Source organism: Bacteroides luti, from assembly GCF_900128905.1.
In the GTDB taxonomy this organism is placed as follows: domain Bacteria; phylum Bacteroidota; class Bacteroidia; order Bacteroidales; family Bacteroidaceae; genus Bacteroides; species Bacteroides luti.
On record NZ_FQTV01000004.1, the window covers coordinates 210861 to 236627 of the forward strand.

19 protein-coding genes are annotated in these 25767 nt (G+C 34.0%); 8 read left to right on the forward strand and 11 right to left on the reverse strand.

Annotation, left to right across the window (positions count from 1 at the left end):
- Positions 1–13: 13 nt before the first annotated feature.
- The 10 genes from BUC21_RS05305 to BUC21_RS05350 all read right to left on the reverse strand — a co-directional run bounded on the left by BUC21_RS05305 (position 14) and on the right by BUC21_RS05350 (position 13771).
- On the reverse strand, positions 14–2389 hold the full coding sequence (locus BUC21_RS05305) for an AIPR family protein (protein ID WP_073399944.1): 2376 nt from the start codon (positions 2387–2389) through the stop codon (positions 14–16).
- Complete coding sequence (locus BUC21_RS05310) at positions 2376–3371, reverse strand: PD-(D/E)XK motif protein (RefSeq protein WP_175550483.1); 996 nt, start codon at positions 3369–3371, stop codon at positions 2376–2378. The genes BUC21_RS05305 and BUC21_RS05310 overlap by 14 nt, the downstream gene beginning before the upstream one ends.
- Positions 3361–6135, reverse strand: a complete 2775-nt coding sequence (locus tag BUC21_RS05315) for a Z1 domain-containing protein (protein WP_073399948.1) — start codon at positions 6133–6135, stop codon at positions 3361–3363. The genes BUC21_RS05310 and BUC21_RS05315 overlap by 11 nt, the downstream gene beginning before the upstream one ends.
- 6 nt (positions 6136–6141) lie before the next feature.
- Complete coding sequence (locus BUC21_RS05320) at positions 6142–7626, reverse strand: ATP-binding protein (RefSeq protein ID WP_073399951.1); 1485 nt, start codon at positions 7624–7626, stop codon at positions 6142–6144.
- On the reverse strand, positions 7623–8891 hold the full coding sequence (locus BUC21_RS05325; RefSeq protein WP_073399953.1) for a hypothetical protein: 1269 nt from the start codon (positions 8889–8891) through the stop codon (positions 7623–7625). The genes BUC21_RS05320 and BUC21_RS05325 overlap by 4 nt, the downstream gene beginning before the upstream one ends.
- Before the next feature lie 3 nt (positions 8892–8894).
- Positions 8895–11111 carry an ATP-binding protein gene (locus BUC21_RS05330; protein WP_073399955.1) on the reverse strand — a complete coding sequence of 739 codons (2217 nt, stop codon included), beginning with the start codon at positions 11109–11111 and terminating at the stop codon, positions 8895–8897.
- Positions 11096–12379, reverse strand: a complete 1284-nt coding sequence (locus BUC21_RS05335) for a DNA cytosine methyltransferase (protein WP_073399957.1) — start codon at positions 12377–12379, stop codon at positions 11096–11098. The genes BUC21_RS05330 and BUC21_RS05335 overlap by 16 nt, the downstream gene beginning before the upstream one ends.
- 334 nt (positions 12380–12713) lie before the next feature.
- Positions 12714–13154 carry a very short patch repair endonuclease gene (locus BUC21_RS05340; protein ID WP_073399959.1) on the reverse strand — a complete coding sequence of 147 codons (441 nt, stop codon included), beginning with the start codon at positions 13152–13154 and terminating at the stop codon, positions 12714–12716.
- 126 nt (positions 13155–13280) lie between these two features.
- Positions 13281–13487 (reverse strand): hypothetical protein, encoded by a 207-nt coding sequence (locus tag BUC21_RS05345; protein ID WP_073399961.1) that lies wholly within the window; start codon positions 13485–13487, stop codon positions 13281–13283.
- Positions 13488–13513: 26 nt separating this feature from the next.
- Positions 13514–13771 carry a hypothetical protein gene (locus BUC21_RS05350; protein ID WP_073399963.1) on the reverse strand — a complete coding sequence of 86 codons (258 nt, stop codon included), beginning with the start codon at positions 13769–13771 and terminating at the stop codon, positions 13514–13516.
- Positions 13772–13900: 129 nt separating this feature from the next.
- On the opposite strand from BUC21_RS05350, the gene BUC21_RS05355 reads away from it, so the two are divergent.
- From BUC21_RS05355 to BUC21_RS05390, 7 genes are all read left to right on the forward strand, one after another.
- Positions 13901–14122: a hypothetical protein gene (locus BUC21_RS05355; protein ID WP_073399965.1), complete on the forward strand. Its 222-nt coding sequence runs from the start codon at positions 13901–13903 to the stop codon at positions 14120–14122.
- Positions 14123–14264: 142 nt separating this feature from the next.
- Positions 14265–14486, forward strand: a complete 222-nt coding sequence (locus tag BUC21_RS05360; RefSeq protein WP_073399967.1) for a helix-turn-helix transcriptional regulator — start codon at positions 14265–14267, stop codon at positions 14484–14486.
- On the forward strand, positions 14483–14809 hold the full coding sequence (locus BUC21_RS05365; protein ID WP_073399969.1) for a HipA N-terminal domain-containing protein: 327 nt from the start codon (positions 14483–14485) through the stop codon (positions 14807–14809). Before BUC21_RS05360 ends, BUC21_RS05365 begins: the two co-directional genes overlap by 4 nt.
- Positions 14810–14812: 3 nt before the next feature.
- Positions 14813–15751: a HipA domain-containing protein gene (locus BUC21_RS05370; RefSeq protein WP_073399971.1), complete on the forward strand. Its 939-nt coding sequence runs from the start codon at positions 14813–14815 to the stop codon at positions 15749–15751.
- 702 nt (positions 15752–16453) lie between these two features.
- On the forward strand, positions 16454–19639 hold the full coding sequence (locus BUC21_RS05380) for a SusC/RagA family TonB-linked outer membrane protein (protein WP_245797066.1): 3186 nt from the start codon (positions 16454–16456) through the stop codon (positions 19637–19639).
- A 24-nt stretch (positions 19640–19663) separates the two neighbouring features.
- Positions 19664–21619 (forward strand): RagB/SusD family nutrient uptake outer membrane protein, encoded by a 1956-nt coding sequence (locus tag BUC21_RS05385; protein ID WP_073399977.1) that lies wholly within the window; start codon positions 19664–19666, stop codon positions 21617–21619.
- 15 nt (positions 21620–21634) lie between these two features.
- Positions 21635–23728: a hypothetical protein gene (locus BUC21_RS05390; RefSeq protein WP_073399979.1), complete on the forward strand. Its 2094-nt coding sequence runs from the start codon at positions 21635–21637 to the stop codon at positions 23726–23728.
- Between the two features lie 221 nt (positions 23729–23949).
- Here the strand turns inward: BUC21_RS05390 and BUC21_RS05395 are convergent, their stop codons facing one another.
- Entirely contained in the window at positions 23950–25107 is a 1158-nt protein-coding gene (locus tag BUC21_RS05395; RefSeq protein ID WP_083547607.1) for a DUF4221 family protein, read from the reverse strand.
- 250 nt (positions 25108–25357) lie between these two features.
- Between BUC21_RS05395 and BUC21_RS05400 the strand changes: the two genes are divergently transcribed.
- Positions 25358–25759, forward strand: a complete 402-nt coding sequence (locus BUC21_RS05400; protein ID WP_073399981.1) for a BamJ family beta-barrel-assembly machinery protein — start codon at positions 25358–25360, stop codon at positions 25757–25759.
- Positions 25760–25767: the final 8 nt, after the last annotated feature.

The window sequence follows — 25767 nt, forward strand, 5'->3', positions numbered from 1 at the left end:
CTTATGTAATACATCAAACACTTAAACCATATTTTCTAACCTTGTCTAAAGCAGCATTTACTATAGTCAATCTACTTAAATCTATAGTTTCCTGCTTCTTTAGTCTCTCAACAGCTACTTTTATTACACTAATCTCATTATCATTCAATTTGCCCGTTTGCTCACCTATTGCAATTACCCTTTTCCATGTATCATTATCGATAAGCTTAATTCTATTATAAATAATTGAAGGATCAGATAACTCATCATTCAATTTACTCAACTTCCTGATATCATCAAAATCAACGCCTTTACTAGATAATAATTCTACAATCTGTTTCCCTTTTTCAATTTCATTAGGTGTTAATTCACCATCCCATTTTAATTTCTTTCTGATAGTATAAACATAATTTTGTTGTACAGATGAGAGACACTCTTGTTTAAGCATATACAAACATAAACCATCCCAGAAACGAAGTCCTTGCTCTGCAATTATCTGAAGAGAATTATATTGTGCAGCTTCTTTTATTTCGTCAATATTTGATTCATATCTTGATTTGTATCTATCTTCTGAAATAAAGTATTTTTCTACAATCTTCATATTCATCGGATTCCGGATCTCCTCTTTCAATTTATTCCATGTTTTCTCACTTTTAGCAGCTTCACTTATTAATGCAACATCAAGATCTGTAAAAAAATTATAGACAGAAACAATCAGCTTTTTCAGTTCAAAAAGCAAATCATCTTCTATCATTTGATTTTTCCAGATTTCTCCAAGATCAAGCTTGTTTTCTGTAACATAATGAAAATAAGATAATGCATAACCAACAGTATGAGACTTTATATTTGTATCACCAATTGCATCTTTATTTTTTCTCCCAAACAATTTATCTGTTCCCTGAAATAAAATTGCATTTGCTACTACATCTTCCCAATAAACCCTGTTGACTTTTTTATTCTTATACTCTTTGTCAATCTCGCGCAAAAAGTTAATATAGTTTTTCTGAGAACCTTTTGATACATGGTATGGTTGCTGCTTCCAGATATTTACATACTTTGCAACATCTGATTTAATTAATACCTGATTCTTAGGAAATTTAAATTTAAAAGCCTCTTGTTTACTTTTTGTCGGTTCTTTATTTAATGCTTCCTTATATTGCCCTGAAACTCTTTCGAAAAACCAGATTGTTTGCTTGCTGTGATCTTCTGTATTTATTGCATAAGTGGTCCTTGATAATTCTTCCAGCCTCTGCAAAAAAAGATTATTTGAAGACAAGTCGAGTTCTGTAACCTTATTCTGGCTATTTGCATATCTGGAAATTAAAGGAACAGTCTCGTTTTTCTTCTCTTCATCTTTAATCACAGTAAGCTTCATCTGAACAAACACATTTGAGATATCAGCTTCTTTATATTTTCTTGACGTATGAAATAAAGATGCTGTAGTCTGCCCACCATTTACAATCTGAAAATCTTTAATAGAAGTAATAACCAGATGACCATTATCGGACATTTTTGTTTTAACCTCCTGTGCAGTAGTTGCAAGTCCATTATTGTAAGTAAGAAACATCTGAGGTTCTCTTCTTATCGTATCCCTAATTCCTTGGTTTACTTTTCCTGTTTGCTGTAAGAAAGCCCTAACATTGCTCTCTAAAAGCCGGGTGCCATAATTTTGATAGAGGGTTGAAAGAATTAAACCAGGAACTATAGCTAAATAACATTCATACAACTCATTTTTAACAGGCATTTCAAGACAAGGAATAGAAGTATTCATCATCTCTTCAAAATCTATTTCAATAGGTTCTCTGTTCCCTTTCGATTGTGCCAAGCGGTGTAAACGTTCAATATCCCAGACTTCAAACCGAACCAGTATTTCTTCAAGACTTTTCAATCTAAAATCTTTAGGCGTATCATGAGGTATTTCGCCATTAGACAAAAGGTATATCCTGACTCTGATTATTTCCTTTCTTTGCTGACTAAGAATTTTAGCAAGACCATAAGCTTCTGAAGATGGTTCAATTTCATCTAAATATCCTTTCAGGCCAGCATTAACGAAGCCAGTTGACCATTTTATCAGCTTATCAAAATCTACTTTTGAAACTCTGTATAATTCATTTGTATCAATATAATGTGATATAAATATGTCAATATTTTCATATCCTTCTTCTAATGCATATCCATTAATTTTAAATTGTATATTTTCATATTTATTTTCTTTTATATATGGGCATAATCGTACACCTTCAGTTTCACCTGCATCAGCAAGAATATCCATCACATATTCTGTAAACTTATTCTCTTTTGAGTCTCCTTCATCATCAGAATATGTAAGAGACTGTACTTCATGGTACAGATTCTGAATAAATAAGTTCAATTCAAAATCCGTATTACTTTTAGAATCAGATATTGCCATTCTTAATTTCGCTTATTATTGAATTAATATTATACTCATAATCAAAACATCCAATAGGATTTATTTCATAGGACACATTGAATATTGAGTTATCAATAGTAGCCTTAGTTATTTGTGGAAATCCTGAAACCACCTTATAATACTTTTCATCTCTAATACTATAAGAAATGTTGCTGTATTCTGCTTCTGTTTCTGAATCAATTCCAAGACTTTCTAGTTTATCATTAAATTCTGACAACAATTCATAATCTTTGCTTAACAGATTTCTTATAATAGTTATTAATCCAGAAAGTGAATTCTGATTTCCGGGATATTCATTTAATTTATAAAATGCCAGGTACAAATTGATTAGTCCAGTAGTATCCAGCTGTAACTCATTAGATATTTTTATTGATGGATTATTAGATTTAGACGTTTTCACTTCAATAGCTATTCCATTGTAATAAAAGTCCTGATTAGAACCAGTAGGGGCTTGCCAACCTTTAACAATTTTTTCTTTGTTATTAAGATTTTCAAGTAATAATCTTAGAAAATACAATTCACCAAATAACCCACGTTGTTGTTGTGGGGTCAATAATCCTCCAGTAAATTTACTAAATAGTTTCTTCCAATAACCAATCTTTTTTGATATTACAAGAATAGCATCTTCTTCATTTTTCACAGATGTCAATGAGTTTATTATATCTTCTATAAAGAGAATAAAAATATCAGAAAGCTCATTTTCAAGCAGAATGATAGCTAATTCTTTTTTAGCCTTGTTCACTGGTAAGATTTGAATCTCCACGCCAACAAAACGCATCAAATAATTAGCATGAACAGAAAGAGATGCATCTAATTCCAGTAAAAAAATCTTTGCTTTAGAAAAAGATATAGTCCCTATATAACAATTTACTCCAGAAACGCTCTCAACTTTCTCTCTTACAACTTCATTCTTTATTGAAGAAGCTTGTTTTTCATATATTTCTTTTAATCTACTCATCATCTGGATCTGTGTCATCATCTACCTGAGAATCTTCATCATCAAATGCTATCTGACGGGCAACATATTCCACTTTAACTTCATTTTGAAAAGTTGGAAACAAAACACCATAACCCACCAAAGGACATTCGCTATCCAGCTGGTCAGAGATACGTGGATCAAATGGATATAAAACTAATAATGGAGTTTCTAATTCATTTCTTCTCGATTTAATAATATCCTCAGTCGGATTTAAAACCTGAAGATTTAAATCAACCATTCTCGCCCTTTTATCCAGAATTGAATTCTTACCACCCGCAACTATTAATGTATTTATATTATCTTGAAAATTACGAGCAGGAAGTCCACCGTCTGCTTTACCATTAGCCCAAATAAAAGTATGCATTTTGACAGGTAAACCATTCAATATTCCGCCCGCTGATACATTGCTCTGAGAATTCAAGATGACTGCTACTGACCATTTCAATAGTTTACCATCTTTCCTTTGCTTCTCAATATAGCTACACAAAACACTATCATTGAAATAGTTTTGCTTGTAAGATGCTATGAAATCAACTACTAAATCTGAGTTTATATTCCTCCACAAAAGTGTATTGGGTTCTTCTCGGTCCGGAGTCATAAACTTCGTTAATAAAGAATTAAAACTCTTGTAATTATTCAGAACTACAGATTTATTTTTTTCAAAAATATAAGTTTGAATTGTTTTACCGGAATAGCTTACAGCTATTTTTTCCGTATCACGCATTTTATAGGCACTGGTAATGCTTAACCTATTTATAGCTACCATTTCCGGATGAGTTCTGACCTTCAACTGATAATCTACAGGTCGTTTATTCTGAGCTGACATTTCATCGAAATCAGCACGCATTTCTTCTGTTGCCAGAGTTACATGTCTGTACCAGTTTATAAGTTGTTCAGTTGTATAAAGTCTGCACAAATCTACATATCCAGGCCGAAAGCCAAACCATCTGCCCATTTGCATCAGAGAGTCATAAAGCCTTGTAGTTCTGAGATAATAACTTACTGATAAGCCTTCAAGTGTAATTCCACGGGCTAATCTATTACCACCTACAGCAATTACCGACATTCCATTATCATAATCATTATAATTAATGTCTTCTATATTGTGAAATTCGAGATTCCGCGTATTCTTCGTTCCATGAACTGCACGAACTTCTATTTTCATAACCGCATCGATCAAAACATCTTTAACTTCATCCCATTCGTGTTTTTTTATTTTATAATCTTTGTAAGAAAGGTTCTCAATAATATTATCTGTAGTAGGTACAAAATCTTCAATAAAGAGTGATTTAAGTTCTTCAATCAATGGTCCCTGACCAGAACGGATTTGCAATTTATAATCTCTGACTATTTCATTTACTAACCAGGCAACTCTGTCAATCCATGTCACATACAAAGCAACGTGAACTAACATCGAATTATGCTTATTTTCCTGTCCTCTAAGTCTACGGATAGCACAAGTAAGTATAAATGATTTAATAGCTCTTTTTAAACTTGAAGGAACCGCATCTGGCAATTCATTCTTATTTATACTATTTAATCTAAGTGGGAAATAAGGTTCCTGATCATTTGCTAAACGGATAATATCTAACCCCTTGAAATCTTCACCTGTTTCATTATTTTCATAACCAAAAACCTTTACAGCTCCAATATAATTGGAAGGCGGTGGAATGTTCACAATAAAATCTCGAGGAAATAGATCTTCTCCCACTTTTAGTCTTACATCCTTAACCATAGTCTCCAATTCTTCACTCCATTCTGTAGGAATAAATATATTAGCATAAGGTGTTGCAGTATAGCCAATAAATGTATTCTGATTAAACAGATTAAGTAAAGTTCGGATTAATCTGTTTATTGTTTTGATATCTATTTCTGTCCCGGAATTAACAGAAGCATTATCAGCTTCATCATCAATCACAAGTAATGGTACATCGAAAATCTTTTTATCTCCATTTAAATCTTCGTTAGCAAAATTATAAAGCCATAAAATAAGATTCTCCAGGATACTTTTATTCTTCTTGATTACTAAAACAGTCGGACTTTTACCACCTATTGGCACATTTAATCTTGTAGCAGTTGCCCGATTAAAATCACCTTTATTATCTGTAGAAGTATATGAATAGATTTCAGTGTCTGCCTTTATTAGGCCAACACCTATTTTGTTATTTCTCTTTTTCAATATAAAATCAGAACTGTCTCTTCCAATAAATCCCTCATCAATTCTATATTGTGTTTGTGCTCTCAAACTATTGTGAATCCCAGCAATCACAATAATCAATTTGTAGCCGGCATCTGTAGCTTTATTTATTAGTCCGGTATAATTTGCGGTTTTTCCTGATTGAACATTACCAACGACCATTCCACGCCTGTCCCAACGTCCCTTAGTTTTTGGATTTACGCATTTATCCAAGATCTTATCCGTAATATCATCCAGATTACCAAGTGGAAAAGATGAATCTTTTTGATTCATATAGATCCTGTACCGATTCCACAATTCAGGCTTAATTTTTGATTTTTCTTCGTACAACCAAGGCTTAATATCTTCTGCTACAAGAAGAGTCGCTTCCTTAGCATGAATCTCAAAATCTCCGACAAGTAAAGATATAAGTTCTTCTTTATTAATATCTTTAAATGCCGGCATTAAGTAGATATTATCAACTTCTTCAACTATTGTTTCAATTGTAATATCTTTCCGATTATACTTGGCAAGCAAAATGTGAGCAATGTTTCTGGCATTTTCAATCATAAAATTCTATTTAAGGTATTCTATTAACTGGGGATATTCATTAAAAGGCTGAATATGAAAAATCTGCTTAAGAGCAAAATCATGACTAAGACCAGTTTGAAGCAATGAGTCAAACATAAGTCTGGCAAGTGAAATAGTTCCTTCTTCGAGTTCTGAGTTTTCTGATCTCAATTCAAAACTTTCAGGATTTTCGCTATAATTTTGAATAATAGATTCAATAGGAGTTGAGTTCCCAATAAGATTCAGAAGCATTTTCAAATCACTTTTATCTATATTATCAGAATTAAATAAACGTGCTATAATAGGATGATCCTGATTAATATAATACTTAACTGAACCGTCTCTCAACTTCGACGCTTTCCAAACAGACTGAAAATCAAAACTGGTAATTGAATCATCTAACATAATCTGGTTTCCTCTGAACCGATAAACATTTGCAGCTGCAAGTCGTGTCATTTTGCCTAAACGAACTAAGTCTTTCCGTATAGAAACTGAAGGTGTAGCAGTAGCTTTCTTAATATCTATCTTCCAAAGATGGTCAAGTTTGTTTGGAATATCAATTAAAATCCTGGCATTCTTATAATGTTCATTTTTAGGGAACAGACCTAACCAATCACCATAAAGCAGAAGTCTCTCATTTCTATAGATGTAAAACCCCTGCAACTTATACCAGTCATCAGTTTTGGCTTTTTTTCTGGCTTCAACATCTATATTTGAAATATGAGGCAAAACGTAACATTTAATAGTTACATTATTTGCATCCAGCACTTCTGTACAAATAAGCTGTCCACCATATTCTTCTTTCATAAATGGGTCCCATGGTTGTATCTGAATTCCATTTATAAATATTTTCAGCTTATTTTTCTGGAGATATCTATGAAACACTAATCCCAAGTGCTCCTCAACAAGTGCAAACTCTTCAAGAAACACATTACGGGCTGCATCATTATCTTTGTGAGAGTTGCCTACAAGCCTATCAAGGTTTTGCCATAAGACTAATGTTCCTGATTTCATTTCAGAAAGTTTATCCAGAAAACTTTCATCAGATATATAATCAAGTAATGACCATTTTCCAGTCTGATTTACAAAATCTAAGTCCCAGCATCTTTTTAATATGACATGATCCTCTGCTTTTGAGGCAACAGTCAAAATCTTGCACTGAGAGAATGAAGAAGTTTTAAGGCCAAGCCCAAATCTTCCTAAATCATTTTCATCTCTTTCGTCGTTCGGATCTTTACTGCCAGGAGTCATAGCGTTTACAAGAGAACAGCGACTCATTCCTTCCCCATCATCAAGTATAGTTACCCAAGAATTTGTCCCATCCCAAACATAATCAATCCAAACATTGCCGGCTTTAGCCGAAATGCTATTATCAATAATGTCAGCAATGGCTGTTTGCAAGTTGTAGCCAAACGCTCTGAACGTATTGATCATAGCATTAGCTTTCGGCGGGGTTTCTTCGGAAATATAATATGTGAGATTAGCTATCATATTATTTGAGTAATCCCTAATCTACTTGAATAACTACTATACTCAACCTGTATCTCTGACAACAATTCTTTATTAAATATTTTCACATTATCAAATTTAGAAATAAACTGTTCTTTAGGTAATGAAAAGGAATATCTATAATCAAAAATTAATGTGCAATCAGTTTCATCTTTAGAGAAATATAAATGATCATAGATTTTGATAGAATCAAGTTTTGATGAGCCTCCTTTAAATTCCTTACTTACATTGTTTTTTCGATTTGGGTTAACTATTCTAACTCCACTTAACAATTTGATATTCTTTCCAAATTTATCTTGCGCTATGTCGCAAGGTCGTGTTAAAACCATTACACATGGTTTTAACTTTATACGACTATCTGTTTGTTTTGATAAATACTCTTTTATATGTTTATCATCCAATATTGAATATGTATCAATTAAACCTTTATCCTTAAAATCACTTATAAGTCCTGACAATATTAAATCGTTAGAAATAGAACTAATTAACTTGAAATGGAACCAGCTATTAAGTTTTTTATCAGGTTCTAATGTTGCAATATTTTCAAGTTTATATATAGTGTCTGCATTAATATCACTAATAGCCCCCGAAATATTCTTTCTGGTATTTGAAGTTAACACAATATCTAAAGCATCAAACAAAACAATTCTTTTTTGGATATCAGAAAATGCTTTTGTTGAATTACCACCATGAGAAATAATTATTTTTTTTATTATTTCTGCATCTTCATCATTATTAATCAAATGACCGATAACTTCATTAGCTGTAAGTTTAAGAGCTTTTTTCCAGATAATAATTTCTTCTAGTGCAGGAGAATTATCACACGCATCATTTATTTTTTTTAATAAAGATTTAAAATTATACGCTCCTCCAACAATATATTCTGATTTAGATTCAACAAAATATTTAAAAGGAGGTATATCCCTTTCTTTAAGTAAAATAAGAACTTCACTTGCTCTACTTATATCTTTTGTCCAGAAAACAATTATATAAAATGAGTTTTTAGGTATTATTGATCTCACCCAATTACAAGATTGTTCAGCATCAAAATTACCTGAATAAAAAAGATCTAAAAAAAGAATATTTACATCTGAGTATGTCTTAGTTGGCATATCATCACCTTCAGAGTAATCGGGATTAAAAAATTTACAGCCTACGCCTTTTTCAGACAAATCATCAATGATGCCTTGGATTTCTTCTTTTACATCATCTATTATTACAACAGTTGGTTCAAGCTTATTAATCATAAGTTATTTATTAAAAGTAAGTTTAACAATAGCGCCATCATATTCTGCTGGAATTCCAAGCTGACTTTTTTCATTAATATCCTGTACTATTTCAAACTTACCATATTTCAACATTATCGTATCAATCAAATATAGCCCAATTCCAATACCATCTACTTTTCTAGTAAAAAAAGGTCTAATTAAGTCTGAAATATCATCTTTAAATCCAGGGCCATTATCTGCGATAACTAGTGTCGTTTTACCATCAATTAGCAGGCCTTTTAACAGTATTAATTTATTGTCTTTATATGAAGTGTCTAACCAATAAATACTATTATCAATAATATTCATTAACACCGTAATTAATAGTCTCCTTTCACAAGAAAGATTGTTTATTAAAGTATCAATATTTATTAAATAGTTAATTTTTCTATCGGCTAATTTCATTCTATAATTGCTAAATGCTTTTTCTACAACATCTTTTACATTAATAGGTGTTTCACCCCCTTTTCTTAAAACAGATATTATACCATCAACATATTGTTTTAACTCTTCTACTTGGTCAATAATAATATCCTTTGAAAATGGAGTTTGCTTTACAGAGTTTTGCATTCGTGGTACTAATTTTTCAATTTCATGAAGTGCAAATGATGCAGTCATACCTACACCAGCAGGTATTAATAGTACTTTTTTATCGTCTTCATATTTTTGTTCAAGTCTCTCAACCTCTTCAAGTAAGAATTTTCTTTTATCAGCATCATTCAAATCTATATTATTGATTATACTTTTAAAATTATTAACTTTTTCGTCAAATAAGTTGTTTGAAGATTTTTTATTAAACTGTATCCATTTACTTCTATCTACTAATCTCGTTGTTTTGATCTCAGATAATATCCATTTGACAACTGTATAGAAAATATCATATGAATTGTTTCTAATAAAGCCTTCCCTATTAGTTTTTTCAATTAAACAATTAGAATTATTTGAATCTAAATATACATATCCAATATTCTGATTATTAGAAAACCATTCAGTATTTTGAACACGCTCTAAATCAATACCAAGCCAATCATTTCCTTTTTCTCCATAATCATAAACTCTAAGATCACCTTTATAGACTTTTATACCAGCATGTTCTTTCAATATTCTTTTCGTAGCGGCAATATCACTCGAATAATCTCGCATTGATAAAGTATCTAAATCAAATGAATAAAATTCAATAAACAAATCACCAAAAGGCAACAATGTATTAATCGAATCAAATTCTTCAAGTTTTTTTTCAATAGAATTCTTGTCATAACCTTCTGTTTCTAGGTTTTTTCTTATTATTGGTCTAATAAAACCTTTTATATTTCTATTATAAGATTTATCTTCCTTAATAGTTCTCTTCCCGATTTTTGTGTTATTTTTTAAAGAAAAAACATACTCAAATGTCAAATTATATTCCGAGTCAACAAAAGCCGTTACTTTATAAGGTGCTTCATTTATTATAGTTTGATTATCAGGGAAGTTCTCAATCCAATTATTATCAAAATTCAGATTTATTTTAAAATTATTATCACCCATTCTCGGTGATAGCATGGAAAGTGTTTGCCCTTTTATTTCCCTTGCCATTCCCCTTGTCCAAGCCTCTTTTAGGTTACTTAAACGGATATATGTCCCACTACTATTTTTAAATCTAAATGTATCACTGTCTTTTTTAATTTTCCATTTTATAGGAACATCCGAAAGATGTATAGATTGGTTAAAGTCTAGCCAATCTATAAAGAGTTGAATTTCATAATCTGCTAAATAAGTATTTTCAATTTCTCTTGAATTTTCTTTAAAAACAATAATTGTTGGGCGTGTTATCAATAAAATCTGACTACTTAATTTATGTACAGCAAATCGTCCAACTCCCTTTTCACCCATCGGTACTCTCTTATATATAGGAGATTTTATTATTTCTCTTTTACCTGTTTCCTTATTGTAGGGTTTTTTAAAATCTGTACCAGGTTCTAGCCAAACATTCTCAATGACTTCAGAAGTCATTCCAATGCCATCATCTTCAATAATAATTACTGCTTTATCAGTATCTTCAATATCTCTGAATCTAACATCTACCTTTGTTGCATCAGCATCATAGCTATTCTTCACTAGTTCATAAATTGCCATAACAGGATTCTTTATCAACTCATCACCAAGCAACGTAAGAATATGAGCTTTGGGATTAAAATGCTTTTCTTTTAGAATTTCTGACATAATAATTCTTTAATTTTGATTGCTATTTCTTCTGCCAATAATACTGGAACTGCGTTCCCTATTTGTTTAAATGCTGATGTTCTGCTTGGCTTTTCGGTCTGACCTTCAAAATAAAAATCATCAGGAAAAGACTGCAGACGAGCTGCTTCACGAGGTGTTAAAGAACGATTCTGCTTAATATCGGGATGAATATAATAGTGTCCATCCTTGGCAATATGGGCTACAACAGTATGGTTTGCAGGTAAGTCTGATGCTACGACTTTAAACCTATCAAAAAATGAATGTCTGTTTTTATGAGTTTTTAATCTGTCAGGCAAATCATTGTAATCTAGTCTTTCTTTTTTAGAATTCCACTTATTTACTGCAATTCTATAAATTTCTTTATCCTGTTCATTGTTTGGACGCGCAATATGCAATGTTGTAAAATCAAGCTCATTTCTTATTTTCTTATCAAAGAGATATCCCGATTTTTCATGGGTAATGTAATCTGTTGATAGAAGATTTCCTTCTCCTGCTTTCAGAGATGGTAATCCTTTGAATATCTCTTCAACAAGTACATCTGATTTATGAGGTACAAATTCTGGATAAAAACCTGTTTCCATTCCTTTCTTCCCTATAAGAATTACTCTTTTCCTTTTTTGCAAAACGCCAAAATCACTAGCATGAAGTATTTTAAATTCCGTTTCGTAACCAATTTCTCTATATAATTCTATAAGCCTATCCAGATATCTTTCACCTTCATCTGCTTTCGCAGATAAAAGACCAATTACATTTTCAAAAACAAAGTACTTGGGTTGATATTTCCTTAAAAACTCACCATACTGAACATATAAGAAATTGCGTTCATCCTCTTTCATCTTATTTTTGTCTGCTGCTCTACCTATTAATGAATATGCCTGACATGGTGGTCCGCCAACAATCAGATCAATTGGTTCATTTCCTTTCAACTTATCTATTCGAGAAAATATCTGTTCATTATTCTCTTTTCCTATAGCTAAATTAATAACGGATTCTTTAAGTTCTTCTGGTAAATAAGAATATAATTTTGTTCTGGTAATACGACTTTTCAAATAATCTATATAGACATTAAACTGCTCTGTTTGCTTGAGATAATGATATGCTGTTCTGGTAAGTAAAGTATTACATGCTGCATTATCCATTTCTACGTGTGCAACAGGTTCAAACCCTTGCCTGATAAAACCTTCGGATAATCCCCCTGCTCCAGCAAATAAATCTATAAAACGAATTTTTCTAATTTCTGATTTCATTAATTATTATTGAATAAAATAATTTATTCCTTTATTTCAAATCAACAGATTACTATAACGAATCTATTAATTATACTTCTAAATCCTCCGGCTTAGCTTCTCCATGCCACTAGGTTCCAAACTGTTTAAGCCATTATATGATATACGATTCTCTTTAGTTAAAATAAAAAAAACACGAATCAACATTACATGAATACTGAAATATTAGTTCGCTAAAAATGATTACTTATTTTCAAATCATTTACAAATATATAAAAAGCTTTTTGATAAATATATAAAAAATAAATCTTTTAAATAAACCGAGTAACATATAAAAAAGACTCATTAAATGGATTTACTTTTTGTAAAGTTCAAGCAATGTCTTTTCTAACAATAAAACAACCTCGCTCAAAGTACCTTCGCGCTTCTTTGGTTTTAGCTGACATTCCCAAAGAACCATTACATGCCAGCCATTCTTACGGAGCAGAATCTTTTCAATATTGTCACGGGCAATATTCTTATCAATCTTAGCACTCCACCACTCTGTTCGTGTTTTAGGCATAACAAAGTATTTGCAACCTTCGTGTCCATGCCAAAAGCATCCATTTATAAAAATCACTGTCCTGTATTTACGCAAAACGATATCCGGCTTTCCAGGCAGTTCTTTCACATTCACACGATAGCGGAATCCTTTGCTAAAAAGATACTTGCGTACTATCATCTCGGGCTTAGTGTTCTTGCCTTTAATCATAGACATATTGTAACTTCGTGTTTCTTTGGAATGAACGTCTGGCATGATTCAAGACTTATAGGTCATGCTTATATAACAAAAAATACAGCCTTTTTATCTAACAAAGAAATATTCGGAAGCAATATCAAAGGTCGCATCAATATCAACTTCTTTCGCTGTCTTATCTTCATTTTAACGGAGTAGCTCTTCAATAGGATACATTTTCCAATTGGCATCAAATTCCTGTAATGCACCAATTTCTATTTCTTTTAAAGCGGTATTTATTGCAAGGTATGCATTATCAGGATAGAAAGAAGAGTCTTGCAAATATTCGTTTACTAGATCGTAGATTGTCTGATCAAAAGCATCTCTTTCCTTGCAGGTGCTGTAGTCTGTCATAGTATTATTATTTTTTAATTAATGTATTACTGATAAATGGTCTCAAATGTATTACTCCATACCAATTCTTCGAGTTCATCCTCCAGAAAGTCCTTAACTTCTTCAGACTCTTCAAAGCATATCGCATCATCTTCACTTTCAAATACAAGTGCAAGGTGAGGATTATCTGTCCAGCCAAGCACTGGCATATTAGTTAACCACTTAGTCCTATTCTGATTAGAAATTGAGATTGTTCGTATAGAAGAATTCTCAGATTGTAATTTGCCATCTATTGTGTATACCATAACTATTTTTATTAATTCAACAATACAAATATAGTATTTTTTATATCATATAATAATATTTTATGGATAAAATATCAATAAAAAAGTATTATTTTTTATCTATAAAAATACTTCTGCTATATTTGCATCATGGAAGGAAAAAGGGTTATTCATTTAGAATTAAAAGAGACTGGAGAGCATCGCTATTTTAGTTCCCCGAGTGCTTTATATAATGCTTACAGCAAAGAAGAATTAAAAATAGCCAGACAATCTCTTTTAAATTACTGGCAGAAAACAAGTGCACCTTATGAAAATGCTGTCTGCATTATAAGAAAGGGAGCATTGGAACAAAACAAACTATCAGATAAATAGTGGTCAAACAGTATTCTATCAGTATTTAAAAACCTTATTTTATACCCAATCAGGTACAAACAACCCATAAAATCATAAAATTATACCCAAAAGGGTACAATCTATCTTTTTATTTCTATATTTGTACCCAAACGGGTATAATATGGAATATCTATCTCTTTCTGAATATGTAAAACAGATGCGTAAACAGTATAATCTTACGCAAGTTGATTTATCGGAGAAATCGGGTGTAGGACTTCGTTTTGTACGTGAATTGGAACGAGGAAAGCAGTCTTTACGCCTTGATAAAGTAAATCAGATTCTGAATCTTTTTGGTTCCGAAGTGGGTGTTGTGCCTATGAATAAAGATAACTTTGGTGTATGAAGCAGGCAAAAATACAAATACATAGTCAGCTGGCTGGTATACTAACCGAGGACGAGAATGGATTTACGTTCTGTTATGACGACAGTTATCTGAAACAGGAAGACGCTGAAGCTATAAGTCTTACTTTACCTCTGACGAATAAGCCTTATCATAATAGTGTGCTCTTTCCATTTTTTGACGGACTGATTCCTGAAGGTTGGTTGCTTGGTATAGCCGAACGTAGCTGGAAAATAAGTCAGCGCGACCGGATGTCTTTATTAATGGCCTGCTGTAAAGATTGCATTGGTGCTGTTAGCGTTATACCAATTGAGGAGGAGGAATAATTTATGGGAAAGTGCTTGTATTGTTATAAAGAAACTGAAGAAGGTAACGACTTCCATCCGGCCTGCTCGAAAAAGATATTCGGAACAGCTACGGCGCCAGTTCTTCCTTATGATCGCAAAGATCTTGTAACATTGGGAGAACAGGTAGTAAGGAGTAAAACAATATTGACCGGAGTGCAGGCTAAATTATCTGTAGACATAGACAACACCCGGAAAGGTGAATCTGAACGACTTACTATTGTAGGATTATGGGGACGGTTTATACTTAAACCTCAAACGGAACAATACAGAAATCTTCCTGAAGTGGAGGATTTAACAATGCATCTGGCCGAAATAGCAAAAATAAAAGTGGTGCCTCATTCACTTATACGATTTAAGGATGGTGAGCTGTGCTATATAACCAAAAGGATTGACAGAGATAAGAATGGAGGAAAATTTCCCATGGAGGATATGTGTCAGTTATCTGAACGGTTGACTGAGTACAAATACAAGGGATCTTATGAACAGATAGCAAAGGTTATATTCAAATATTCAAATATTGCCAAACTTGATGTTATTAATTTCTGGGAGCAGGTTCTGTTTTCATGGATCACAGGAAATGCTGACATGCATCTAAAAAATTTCTCCTTGTATAGCACCTCTAAAGGGGTTTATTCATTAACTCCCGGATACGATATGCTTTCAACCGCTTTGGTTATGCCCGAAGATACAGAAGAACTGGCCTTAAATCTGAATGGGAAGAAAAAGAAGTTAAAGAAAGAGGATTTTATAAAGGCTTTCAAGGCTTCGGAGCTTGAAGATAAAATTATTGAAAACATCTTCGGCAAGTTTGAGAAAGCTTTACCTAAATGGTTGGTTTTTATAGATAATTCATTTTTGCCGAATGATATGAAAGAGGTTTATAAGAATATTATCACTGAAAAGTTGAACAGGCTAAAATAAATCAATAAAACATATAAGCCTTAAATATAAAAGAAGAAATAACTATCTGCATTCTTTTACAGCATCTGAACAAAAAGAGGGTGCAATAAATTAGACTCATACTTTCCTTAATTTAGAATAATAAGCTCTCCAGGCTTGCCTTATGGCAGCATACCTGGAGGGCTTATCTTATTTTCAGAAAAAGCAAACCGCACTATATCTTTCGCAATACATAAAACAGGAATAGAGACGGCATACCAATACAAATCTTATAAACTCCAAAGTGGGCATCATGTCCATGTATAAAGATCAAATTGTGTATAAAATGAGCAAACATGCAAACACACAATCAACTATCTAAAATACAGGCTAAATGTGGAAATATTGATTTTTTATAGCCATACCAATTTTTGCACGAATTAGACCATTTATTGTACCCTGTAATTGTCAATAGATACTAATTTTGTTAAATATATCTTTTTAAAAATCTAATGAAATCAAAAAAACGCAAATGTACTTCACAACTGCAGCGAAAGCTAGAAACCGTTAATGAATCATTAACTGGTTTAATCACGAAACTAAAATCTTTTTCAATTGTATTCAATGACTATAATAGGGACTTATCATTGAATGCAAGTAAACAGAATTCTAAGTCCCTAAAAAACCTCTTTATCTATGATTAAAAAAACACATTTTCGGTGGGTACTAATCCTACTGATATTTATGTTATCAGTACCGCCAAAACTTTTTGCTCAAGGCATTGTAATAAAAGGTAAGGTTCTGGATAATAATGGAGAAGCAATCATTGGAGCCACTGTCTTTGAAAAAAATAATAAAGCCAAAGCAACAGTGACTGACCTGAATGGTGACTTTTCATTAAAAATTTCAGCCTCCGGTAAACGACTGGTGATTACATACATAGGTATGAAACCTCAGGAAGTTGTTGCTGTAGCAGGAAAAACTCTGACGATAAACATGGAAGAAGACCAAACTGCTTTGAGCGAGGTCGTTGTAATTGGTTATGGTAGCAAGGTAAGAGCTGACTTAACCGGTTCGGTAGGTTCCATTTCAGGAGCTTCATTGGCTCGCGTTCCGGTAGCTTCAGCAGCTGAAGCTCTTCAGGGTAAAATTGCCGGTGTGCAGGTTACTACCCTGGATGGTGAACCGGGAGCCGAGATTAACATCAGAGTTCGTGGGGGTACGTCTGTAACACAAAGTAATCAACCTCTTTATATTGTAGACGGCTTCCAGGCTAGTAATATAAATGACATTCCTCCAACAGATATTCAATCTATCGATGTATTGAAAGATGCATCTTTGACTGCTGTTTATGGTGCAAGGGGTGGTAATGGTGTAGTAATTGTTACTACAAAATCGGCTCAGGAAGGTAAATTATCTGTTAGTTTCAATACTTATGCTCAGGTAAGATCTCTTGCCCGCAAAATGAAATTACTTGATCCATACGATTATGTAAAAATTCAATATGAAAATGTTGTAGGAGATAATACCAAAAATTACAAATTCCGTGATAACTTTGGTAACCCTCAGGATTTTGATCTTTATAAAAGCGTAGAAGGCGTTGACTGGCAAGACGAGATTTTGGGTGGCCATCCTATGAGTTATATGTATAATGTTACTGTAGGTGGTGGTACCGAAAAATTAAAATTCAACACCTCTCTTACTCACAATGACGAGAATGGTGTGTTGATTGGCTCAGGCGTTCGTCGTACCAACCTGAATATGAAATTTAACGCTCAACTTTCTTCGAAAGTGCAATTATTGGTCAATTCACGTATAAGTTATCGCCGTACTGCCGGTGCCGGTGCTGATAATGTTGGTAATGGCGGTATCATTGATATTCTTCGTTATCGTCCAACAAATGGTTTGCGCGACTTTGCTGTTCGTGCTCCGGAAACAATTGACCCGGAAGAAGAAAAGTATTTCCAGTTAACAAACCCAAAAGGACAGATTGATCAGAACTATAATCTGCAACATTCATATACATTCACTAATCAGGTATCTTTAGAATGGGCCATTATGAAAGGACTTCAATTCCGTACAGAAGGTATGTTGAATATGGGCTTTTCTAACCAGGACCGTTTCTGGGGTTATCTAACTTCAGGGGCTTATGAAAAACAGCCTGTTGCTGATAAGAACAGTAGTAGATCTGATAGCTATGTATGGACCAACACTTTGAGCTATGGTGTAACATTGAATAATAAACACAATCTTTCATTCTTGTTAGGCCAGGAAGTACAGCACTCATTGAGCCGTGGTAATGATTTCAATGTTCGCTATTTACCAAAAGAAATCTCGCCTACAAAAGCTTTAAATAATATGGGACTAGGTACTCCTTATAGTTCTACTTCTTATATTTCATCTCCTGACAGAACTGCGTCTTTCTTTGGTCAGGCTAACTACAACTTTGATCGCAAATACCTTGTATCTGCTACATTCCGTGCCGATGGTTCTACAAAATTCGCACCAGGCAATCAATGGGGATACTTCCCTGCTATCTCAGGTGCATGGGTAATGAAAAAAGAGAGTTTTATGGAGGATATAAAATCTATCTCTAATTTGAAGATTCGTGCAGCTGTTGGTATGGCTGGTAACAACCGCATTACCGACGACATGTGGAGATATCAGTATGTAATCAACTCATCTGGTGGACCAGGTTGGGGTGAAAGAAATGAAAAAGGTTATGATTACTATGTTAATGCAGGAGGTAGCACTTTCCCGAATACAAAAATTAAATGGGAAACAACTATGACACGTAACCTTGCTATCGATTTAGGTTTATTTGGCGAACGCTTGACTATTACTCCGGAAGTATACTGGAATACTACTCGCGACTTGCTTTATGAAAGTGAAATTCCTTTAACAACAGGTTACACAAGACAGATGCAGAACATAGGTCAGGTTACTAACCGCGGTTTTGAACTTACTATCAACGGAAACATTATCGATAATCGCGATTTCAAATTGAACGGAAATTTCACTTTCGGATCTAACAAAACTCGTATTGACAAATTAAATGGTGTTGATGATGTGATTTGGGCAACTTCGTCTCGTTGGAAATCATCTAACTATGACTACTGCCTTAAAGTAGGAGATCAGTTAGGACTTATCTATGGTTTCGTTTCTGATGGCATTTACGGATTCGATGAATTCAATCCAACTAACAATTACAATTATGAAGCCAAAGAAGGAACTGTAAACTGTGATGCATTATTTGGCACAGCACCAGGTAAACTAAAGTTCAAGAACTTTGTAGATGGTGTTGATGGTGAAAAAGACGTGAATATAGTTAATGACAATGATAAAGTGGTTATTGGTAATACGAATCCTAAGTTTAGCGGAGGTTTCGGCTTAAATGGTTCTTACAAAGGTTTCGACTTTTCATGTAACTTTACTTACATGTATGGCTTTGATGTAAATAACGCTACTCGTTATACTCTATCTTCTTTTGAAGGAAACACTAATAATTACTATAATGTATTGGCCGAATTTGCAGAACCTAACCGTTGGCGTTATGCTAATGATCAAGGTGACCGTATGCTTAATACTTACTGGTGTGCAGACGAGTATGTTGACATCAACTCTAAGGCTAAAACCTTTAATCCTGTTGATATTGGTAAGAAAGTGGCTATCGATAAATTTATTGAAGATGGTTCTTTCCTTCGCTTGCAGGATGTAACAATTGGTTATACTCTACCTAAGAAAATGACCAAGCGTATGGGTATTGAACGTCTTCGTTTTTACACTAGTGGTTATAACTTATTCGTTTGGACCAAATATTCAGGATATGATCCTGAAGTGGACGTGCAGACTGGCTTGACTCCGGGTGTGGATTACAACCGTTATCCAAGAAGCCGTAACTTCTTATTAGGTTTAAATATTACATTCTAACCCCGCTAAAAATAAGATTACAACATGAAAAAAAATAAATTAATACTTATTGCACTGTTAATATTGGCAGGTTTATCCTCATGCACTGATTACCTCGAGGTTAGTTCTGAGTCAAAATACGGTGAAGATTACGTCTTTGGAAGCAAGGATGAAATCAATCGAAGTTTGAACTCTGTCTATGCTTCACTAATGTCTAGTGATACTTATGGGGATGCTTACATGAATGCGTTTGCGCTTAATAGTGATGTGGAATTTACTCCTTTCAGCTCGGAAATCAGAAATGTGGGTGGTGCTGACTTTAAATGTTTTGATGGAACTCAAAATGGTTCTGCCATTTCAAAGGCGTGGACTGCTGCCTACACTGGGATAGAACGGGCAAACATCTTTATTAAGGGTGTGGAAAAAAGTAATTTGTATTTGCAAGGTGATACTATAATTCGTGCTCAATTGGCAGAAGCCAAAGTATTGAGAGCTATGTTTTATCACGATTTAGTTGTTCTTTGCGGTGATATTCCTTTTAGTTTTACTCCTTCTTATGACTTGGGAGATAAACTGGTTATTCCAATAACTGACAGAAATGAGATACTTACCACACTTATTAATGATTTGAAAAGTGCAGCTCCTCTATTGAATTATGCAAGAGAGAATACTGATGGTATTGAACGTGTTTCTCGCGAGTTTTGTTATGCAATGATTTCCCGCATGGCTTTGACCAGAGGTGGTTACTCACTTTATCCTGATGACACCAATCCGCTAAGCCAGGGTACTATGAAGAGACCAGATGATTATAAAGACTATTACGAAATTGCAAAAGTCTATGCCGATTCTGTAATCAGTTCTTCTACGCATCACTTAAATAAATCATTCAGAGATGTATTTGTTGATGAATGTAACTATATTGTTGATAATGATGATGATCCTATATTTGAAATTCCTTTCTTAAAGAATGGAAGTGGTTCTGTAGGATATCAACATGGTCCTAGCGGAAGCACTTTGGATGGTATTAGTACTGATATAAATGTATGGGGAGGAAGTGCCGGTGGTATCCGCCTGAACGCTTTTTACCGATATGACTTCGATCGTAGTGATCTTCGCTTGAACCAAACGGTAGGTATGTGGTATTATAACTATGACGGAACACCTGTTGTGCGTAATGATTATAGCGTTCATGCCAACAAATGGTCTAAGTTCTGGACATCACCGGGTAATTCACTTGGAGCTTCCAGTAATGGAAATACTGGGATAAACTATCCTTATATGCGTTATGCCGATGTGTTGCTGATGTATGCTGAAGCTGTTAACGAACTTGAAGATGGTGTGTCGGGTGCCAATGGTACTAAAGCTATAGCTGCTTTAAAAGAGGTACGAAACCGTGCATTTAAGGCTGAAGATCGTGCAGCAAAAGTAGATAACTATATTGCAACTGCATCTGCTTCGAAAGAGAGCTTCTTTAAAGCTATTTGTGATGAGCGTAAGTTTGAATTTGGTGGTGAAAATATGCGCTGGAAAGATCTTGTACGCTGGAATCTTTACTCGGAAGTTGTTTACAAATGCTTCATGAGATACTATGCTATGGGATGTGCATCTGGTGGTGACAACAGTGTTGAGGGTACAGAAGAATTTGATAATTTCCCTTTCCAGATGTTCTATAAGATTGTAGCTAACCCTAATAATCCGGATATCTATCCTAATACAACTCTAAAAATTATTGATTTCTACAATCCGTATGCGTTTTCTTATTCGCCAGGATCAGATTATTCTGTTGCCGATTTCTACAAATGGTATAACGAAGGCCTGTCATGTCCGAACAACCAATGTAGATTCTCATTCCGTGGTTTTATTCAAGCAGACGAATATGGCGTATTTACTCCACAGATGGATCGGAATAACTTACCTCCCGTACGTTATATTCTTCCTATACCTAATAGTGCTATTCAGAAAAGTAATGGTGTTTACAAGAATTACTACGGATATAACTAATAAAATAAAGACGTTATGAAACATAAATTATTATATTTTTTTACTGCCATTCTAATGGCAATATCCATTTATTCCTGTAAGGATGAAGATTTGGTAGGCCCAAAGGAATCTGAAAGAGAATTCATGACGATGTTCAGAGACTATAAGACTACCGGGATTAGCAACGATATTTATTCAAGCGGTATAAAACAGGGTACAAAAAATGATATATACTTGAATTGGTTTGGTATTGACGGAGCAGCCGGATATCGTATTAAAATGGTCATTCAGGGAACCTCGTTTGACACAGACTGTCTTATCGATACAATTGTTGGCCCAGATGTTCTCAGTATGACTATTCCGGATCTGCAATATGAAGTAGCATTTAGATTTGCTATCCAGACTTTGTCAAAAAGAGGTGAAGCATACAATTCTAAATGGTTTGGATATGGAGATGGAGCACACCCTGCCGACTATATAGGTTATACAACGTTGACACGTGGTAGCAATATTCCTAAAGTAATAACTGTAAGTAATGTTACAGAAACTACTATGCGTGTAAATTTTGATTTGACAGCGAAGACTAACGATGTAAACCTGGAAGTGGTAGACGGAAAATTCCCGTTGGACCAGATTACCATTGCACCTTCTTATGATAATAAAGATCTACCATCACAAAGCATAAAGCTAACTCAAGAAGATATTCAGAGGGGTTATATTGATGTGCAAAATTTGTCATCGAATGCTGTTTATGTTGTAAATGGTTTGAATAACAGAGTGAAACGTTACTGGGACAGACTGTATAACACTGTTATGGTGCGTATGAAAGGTAAAATAGGAGCTCCTATTACCATAAAATACAACTATGATCCGAATGATACTATTCAAGGTGCACATACTTATAAGGCATGTAGAATAGATACAGTATTACAGAAATACATGTCGGACAATTCGTTGGCTGAAGGTACCGTGTTCTTACTAGAAAGTGGAAAGACTTATTATATGCAGAATACAATTACCATGTCAAAAGGATTCACGCTGAAAACTACCGGTACAGAAAAAGCAACCGTGCTGATGGGTGTTGGTAAAGATGCAAATGGAAACCCTTATAGCTGCAATTTCTCATTTGGACGTAATGCAATGAATGGTGAAATGGGTGGTATTAATGTAGAATCTATTGTATTTGACAACATCAAATTTGATTGTCCCGAGGCCTACAACTATCTAAATAAACCAGCTACTACCACCATAGGACTTGGTAATTACTTTATCAATCAGTATTCACAGGCTATGCCTTTTATACTTGAATCGTTTGAAGTTCGTAATTGTGAGTTCCAGCACATGGTTCGTGGATGGGTTCGATTCCAGGGAAATTCATACCGAATTGTCCGTCACTGGATAACAGATAATTGCTTGTTCTACAACTGTGGTGTATATGATAGCAATGGACGTGGATATGCCTGGGTTCAGGAAGATGCTGCTAATGATAACACAACGATTTACAATGACATGAATATTACTAACTGTTCATTCATTGACAGTCCGCGTGATAACTTCTTGTCTGAAGCAAAGAACAGGGCTTGGGGAACGGATGTAAAATGGAATATTAATGTATCAAACAATACATTCTTCAATTTCAGTACTCGTTCTAATGGTCGTTTATTGTTCAGTATGCGTTACAATCCTTCGAACAGTTCATTTACTGTAGAGAAGAATCTGTTCATTCAGCATAAGGCTGATGGAGACACCAGATCTATGTATCTACAAGGTATGGATATCCGTAACTTCAACGGGGTTAACTTCTACGTTAGGAATAACTACTCTACAAATACAAACTTGAACAAGGGTAGTATATTCTCTTCCAATGGATTTAGCTCTACGAGTCAAGGTGCCGGTAAATCAAATGTTTACGGTAAAGATGAAACGGAAGTTAAATTGGGTGTGGTAGGTATCTCTCCTACTGATCTGATGGTAAGTCCAAACGCACTTGGCAAAAACGGCGATATTAATATGCACGAGTACGACCTCAACGGTCTTTATTACAAAAATACTGATGCTGTAAGAAATCATGAGATTTATAAACTGGGTATCGGTGACCCTAGATGGAGAAAATTTGTAACTCCAAACTAGATTTGAGGAAATAAAAGTTATAGGCCGCGCCAAAAGTTATATCTTTTGGCGCGGCTTTTTTTATATAGATTATCAGAAAAAGAAAATGAGAATGCATTATTTCAAATAGCAAAAAATAGAAAGAGCCAAACACTGAGGTTTAGCTCTTTCTATTTATACTATTGACTTTTTAAGGATTGACTATTTATTCAAAAACGTTTTTATTTATTTTCCAAATCAGATTATTGCTTTATCAATTCTATTTTCTGAAAGCGAAGTTTCCAGTCACAGAAATCGTCTCGTTTGAAATGATTTACACTCAAATAAAGACCATCCTTACTAATAAAGAATATATGAGGCAAATAGGTGAATGGAGGAAATTTTGTTTCACCTAAAATCTTAAGGTTTTTATCCAAAATAATAATTGAAAACTCTTTCTTGCCTGAGTTTAAAATTCTTAAGAAGTCTTCATTGTCATCCAATTCAGATTCCGGATAGGCAAAGCGATAATATACCTGACGATATTTATCATAGATAATGTTTCCGTAAGTAGCCGCTTCGCAAGTTGTTTTCAATGTTTTAGAAAAATCGGATGGAATCTTTCTGAATTTTAATTCTGGTATATATTTACTTTTGGCTTTTATCTTTTGTATATTATGGTGATCGGGAGAAACCACATACAAATTTTCGTCCATACTGAATGAGTAAACAAATCGTTTACCATCGAATACTTCACTATAAGGCAGACTTCCTTCTATACTGTTCTTTAGTTCTTTCGAAGGAATGAGAGGCGGAAAATTCATGGGCAGTTTACGAACATTTCCACTCACTGTATCTACAGTTATACCTATCGGGCTCTTTTCTACCCATGAGCTACCGAGACTGGCATTTAATTGTTGAGGTATATAAAGCTTATTGCCTATAAAGGTTAGCTGAACATTATGCAGATTATTATAATATGCAGGCATCGGTATCAGTCCGTCATCAGTAACATTGAAATTAATTGTTTTTTTGAAAACACCGGTTGTGTCTGTTTCATAAATTGCCTTTTCATTAAAATCGGGAACATAAATATGTCCCATATCTTTTGCATAATAACCATAAAGCTCCGTCCCTATTCCCCGAGGTTTTTCAACATTGAAAAAGAAATTTTGAACTAATTTATCAGATAACAAATCGTAAATAAGTATAGCTCTTTTTTTGTGAACAGGAAAGGTAAGATACTCGTGTCCATGATCTTCGAAAGTGTAGAGATTTAAAGTTGAAAGTTCAGATTCGGCATCTATCACATATTCTTTATATTCATTGGCGGGCTGCAGAACACATTTACCATGTTCCGACTGGCATCCCAAGCTAAAAAACACCCCAATTAAGGATGCCCAGGTAGAAATTCTAATCATTTTTTGAATTATATATTATAAATTTGTTTTGACGTGATAAATGATGGCAAGTTATAGAAAAAATAATAGAGCAACAAATCCGTAAACGAATATTATTAGCTTTCTGATTGGAGAAAGTATTATTAATGCTGAAAGTCATGCTATTTAACTACCCGGCATAAATAAGCTGGCAAAAATAGATGGAAATATATTACATTTGCACAGAAAACAGACCTGAGCATATATTATTAAATAATAAAATAGAACAAATATGAGCCTGAAACATAAAGATTATAAAGAAGCAAATATCCGCTTCCTGGAAGAGAACCTGAACGAAGAGGGAGTAATGGAATTGCCTTGCGGTGTGCAGTACAAAGTGATATTACAAGGTAAAGGACCTGTGCCTACAGCTAAAAGTATGGTGAAAGTTCACTATAAAGGTACGCTGATTGACGGAACGGTATTTGATGATTCTTTCAGCAGAAAAAGACCGGAATCTTTCAGAGTGAATGAGGTTATTGACGGTTGGCAGGAGGCTCTGAAGGTGATGCCTCTGGGTTCCCGCTGGATGATTTACATCCCTTACGAACTGGGATACGGAACCAGGGCGGCAGGGAAAATTAAACCCTACTCTACCCTGATTTTTGAAGTGGAACTGCTAGGGGTTAAATAACCCCTGGC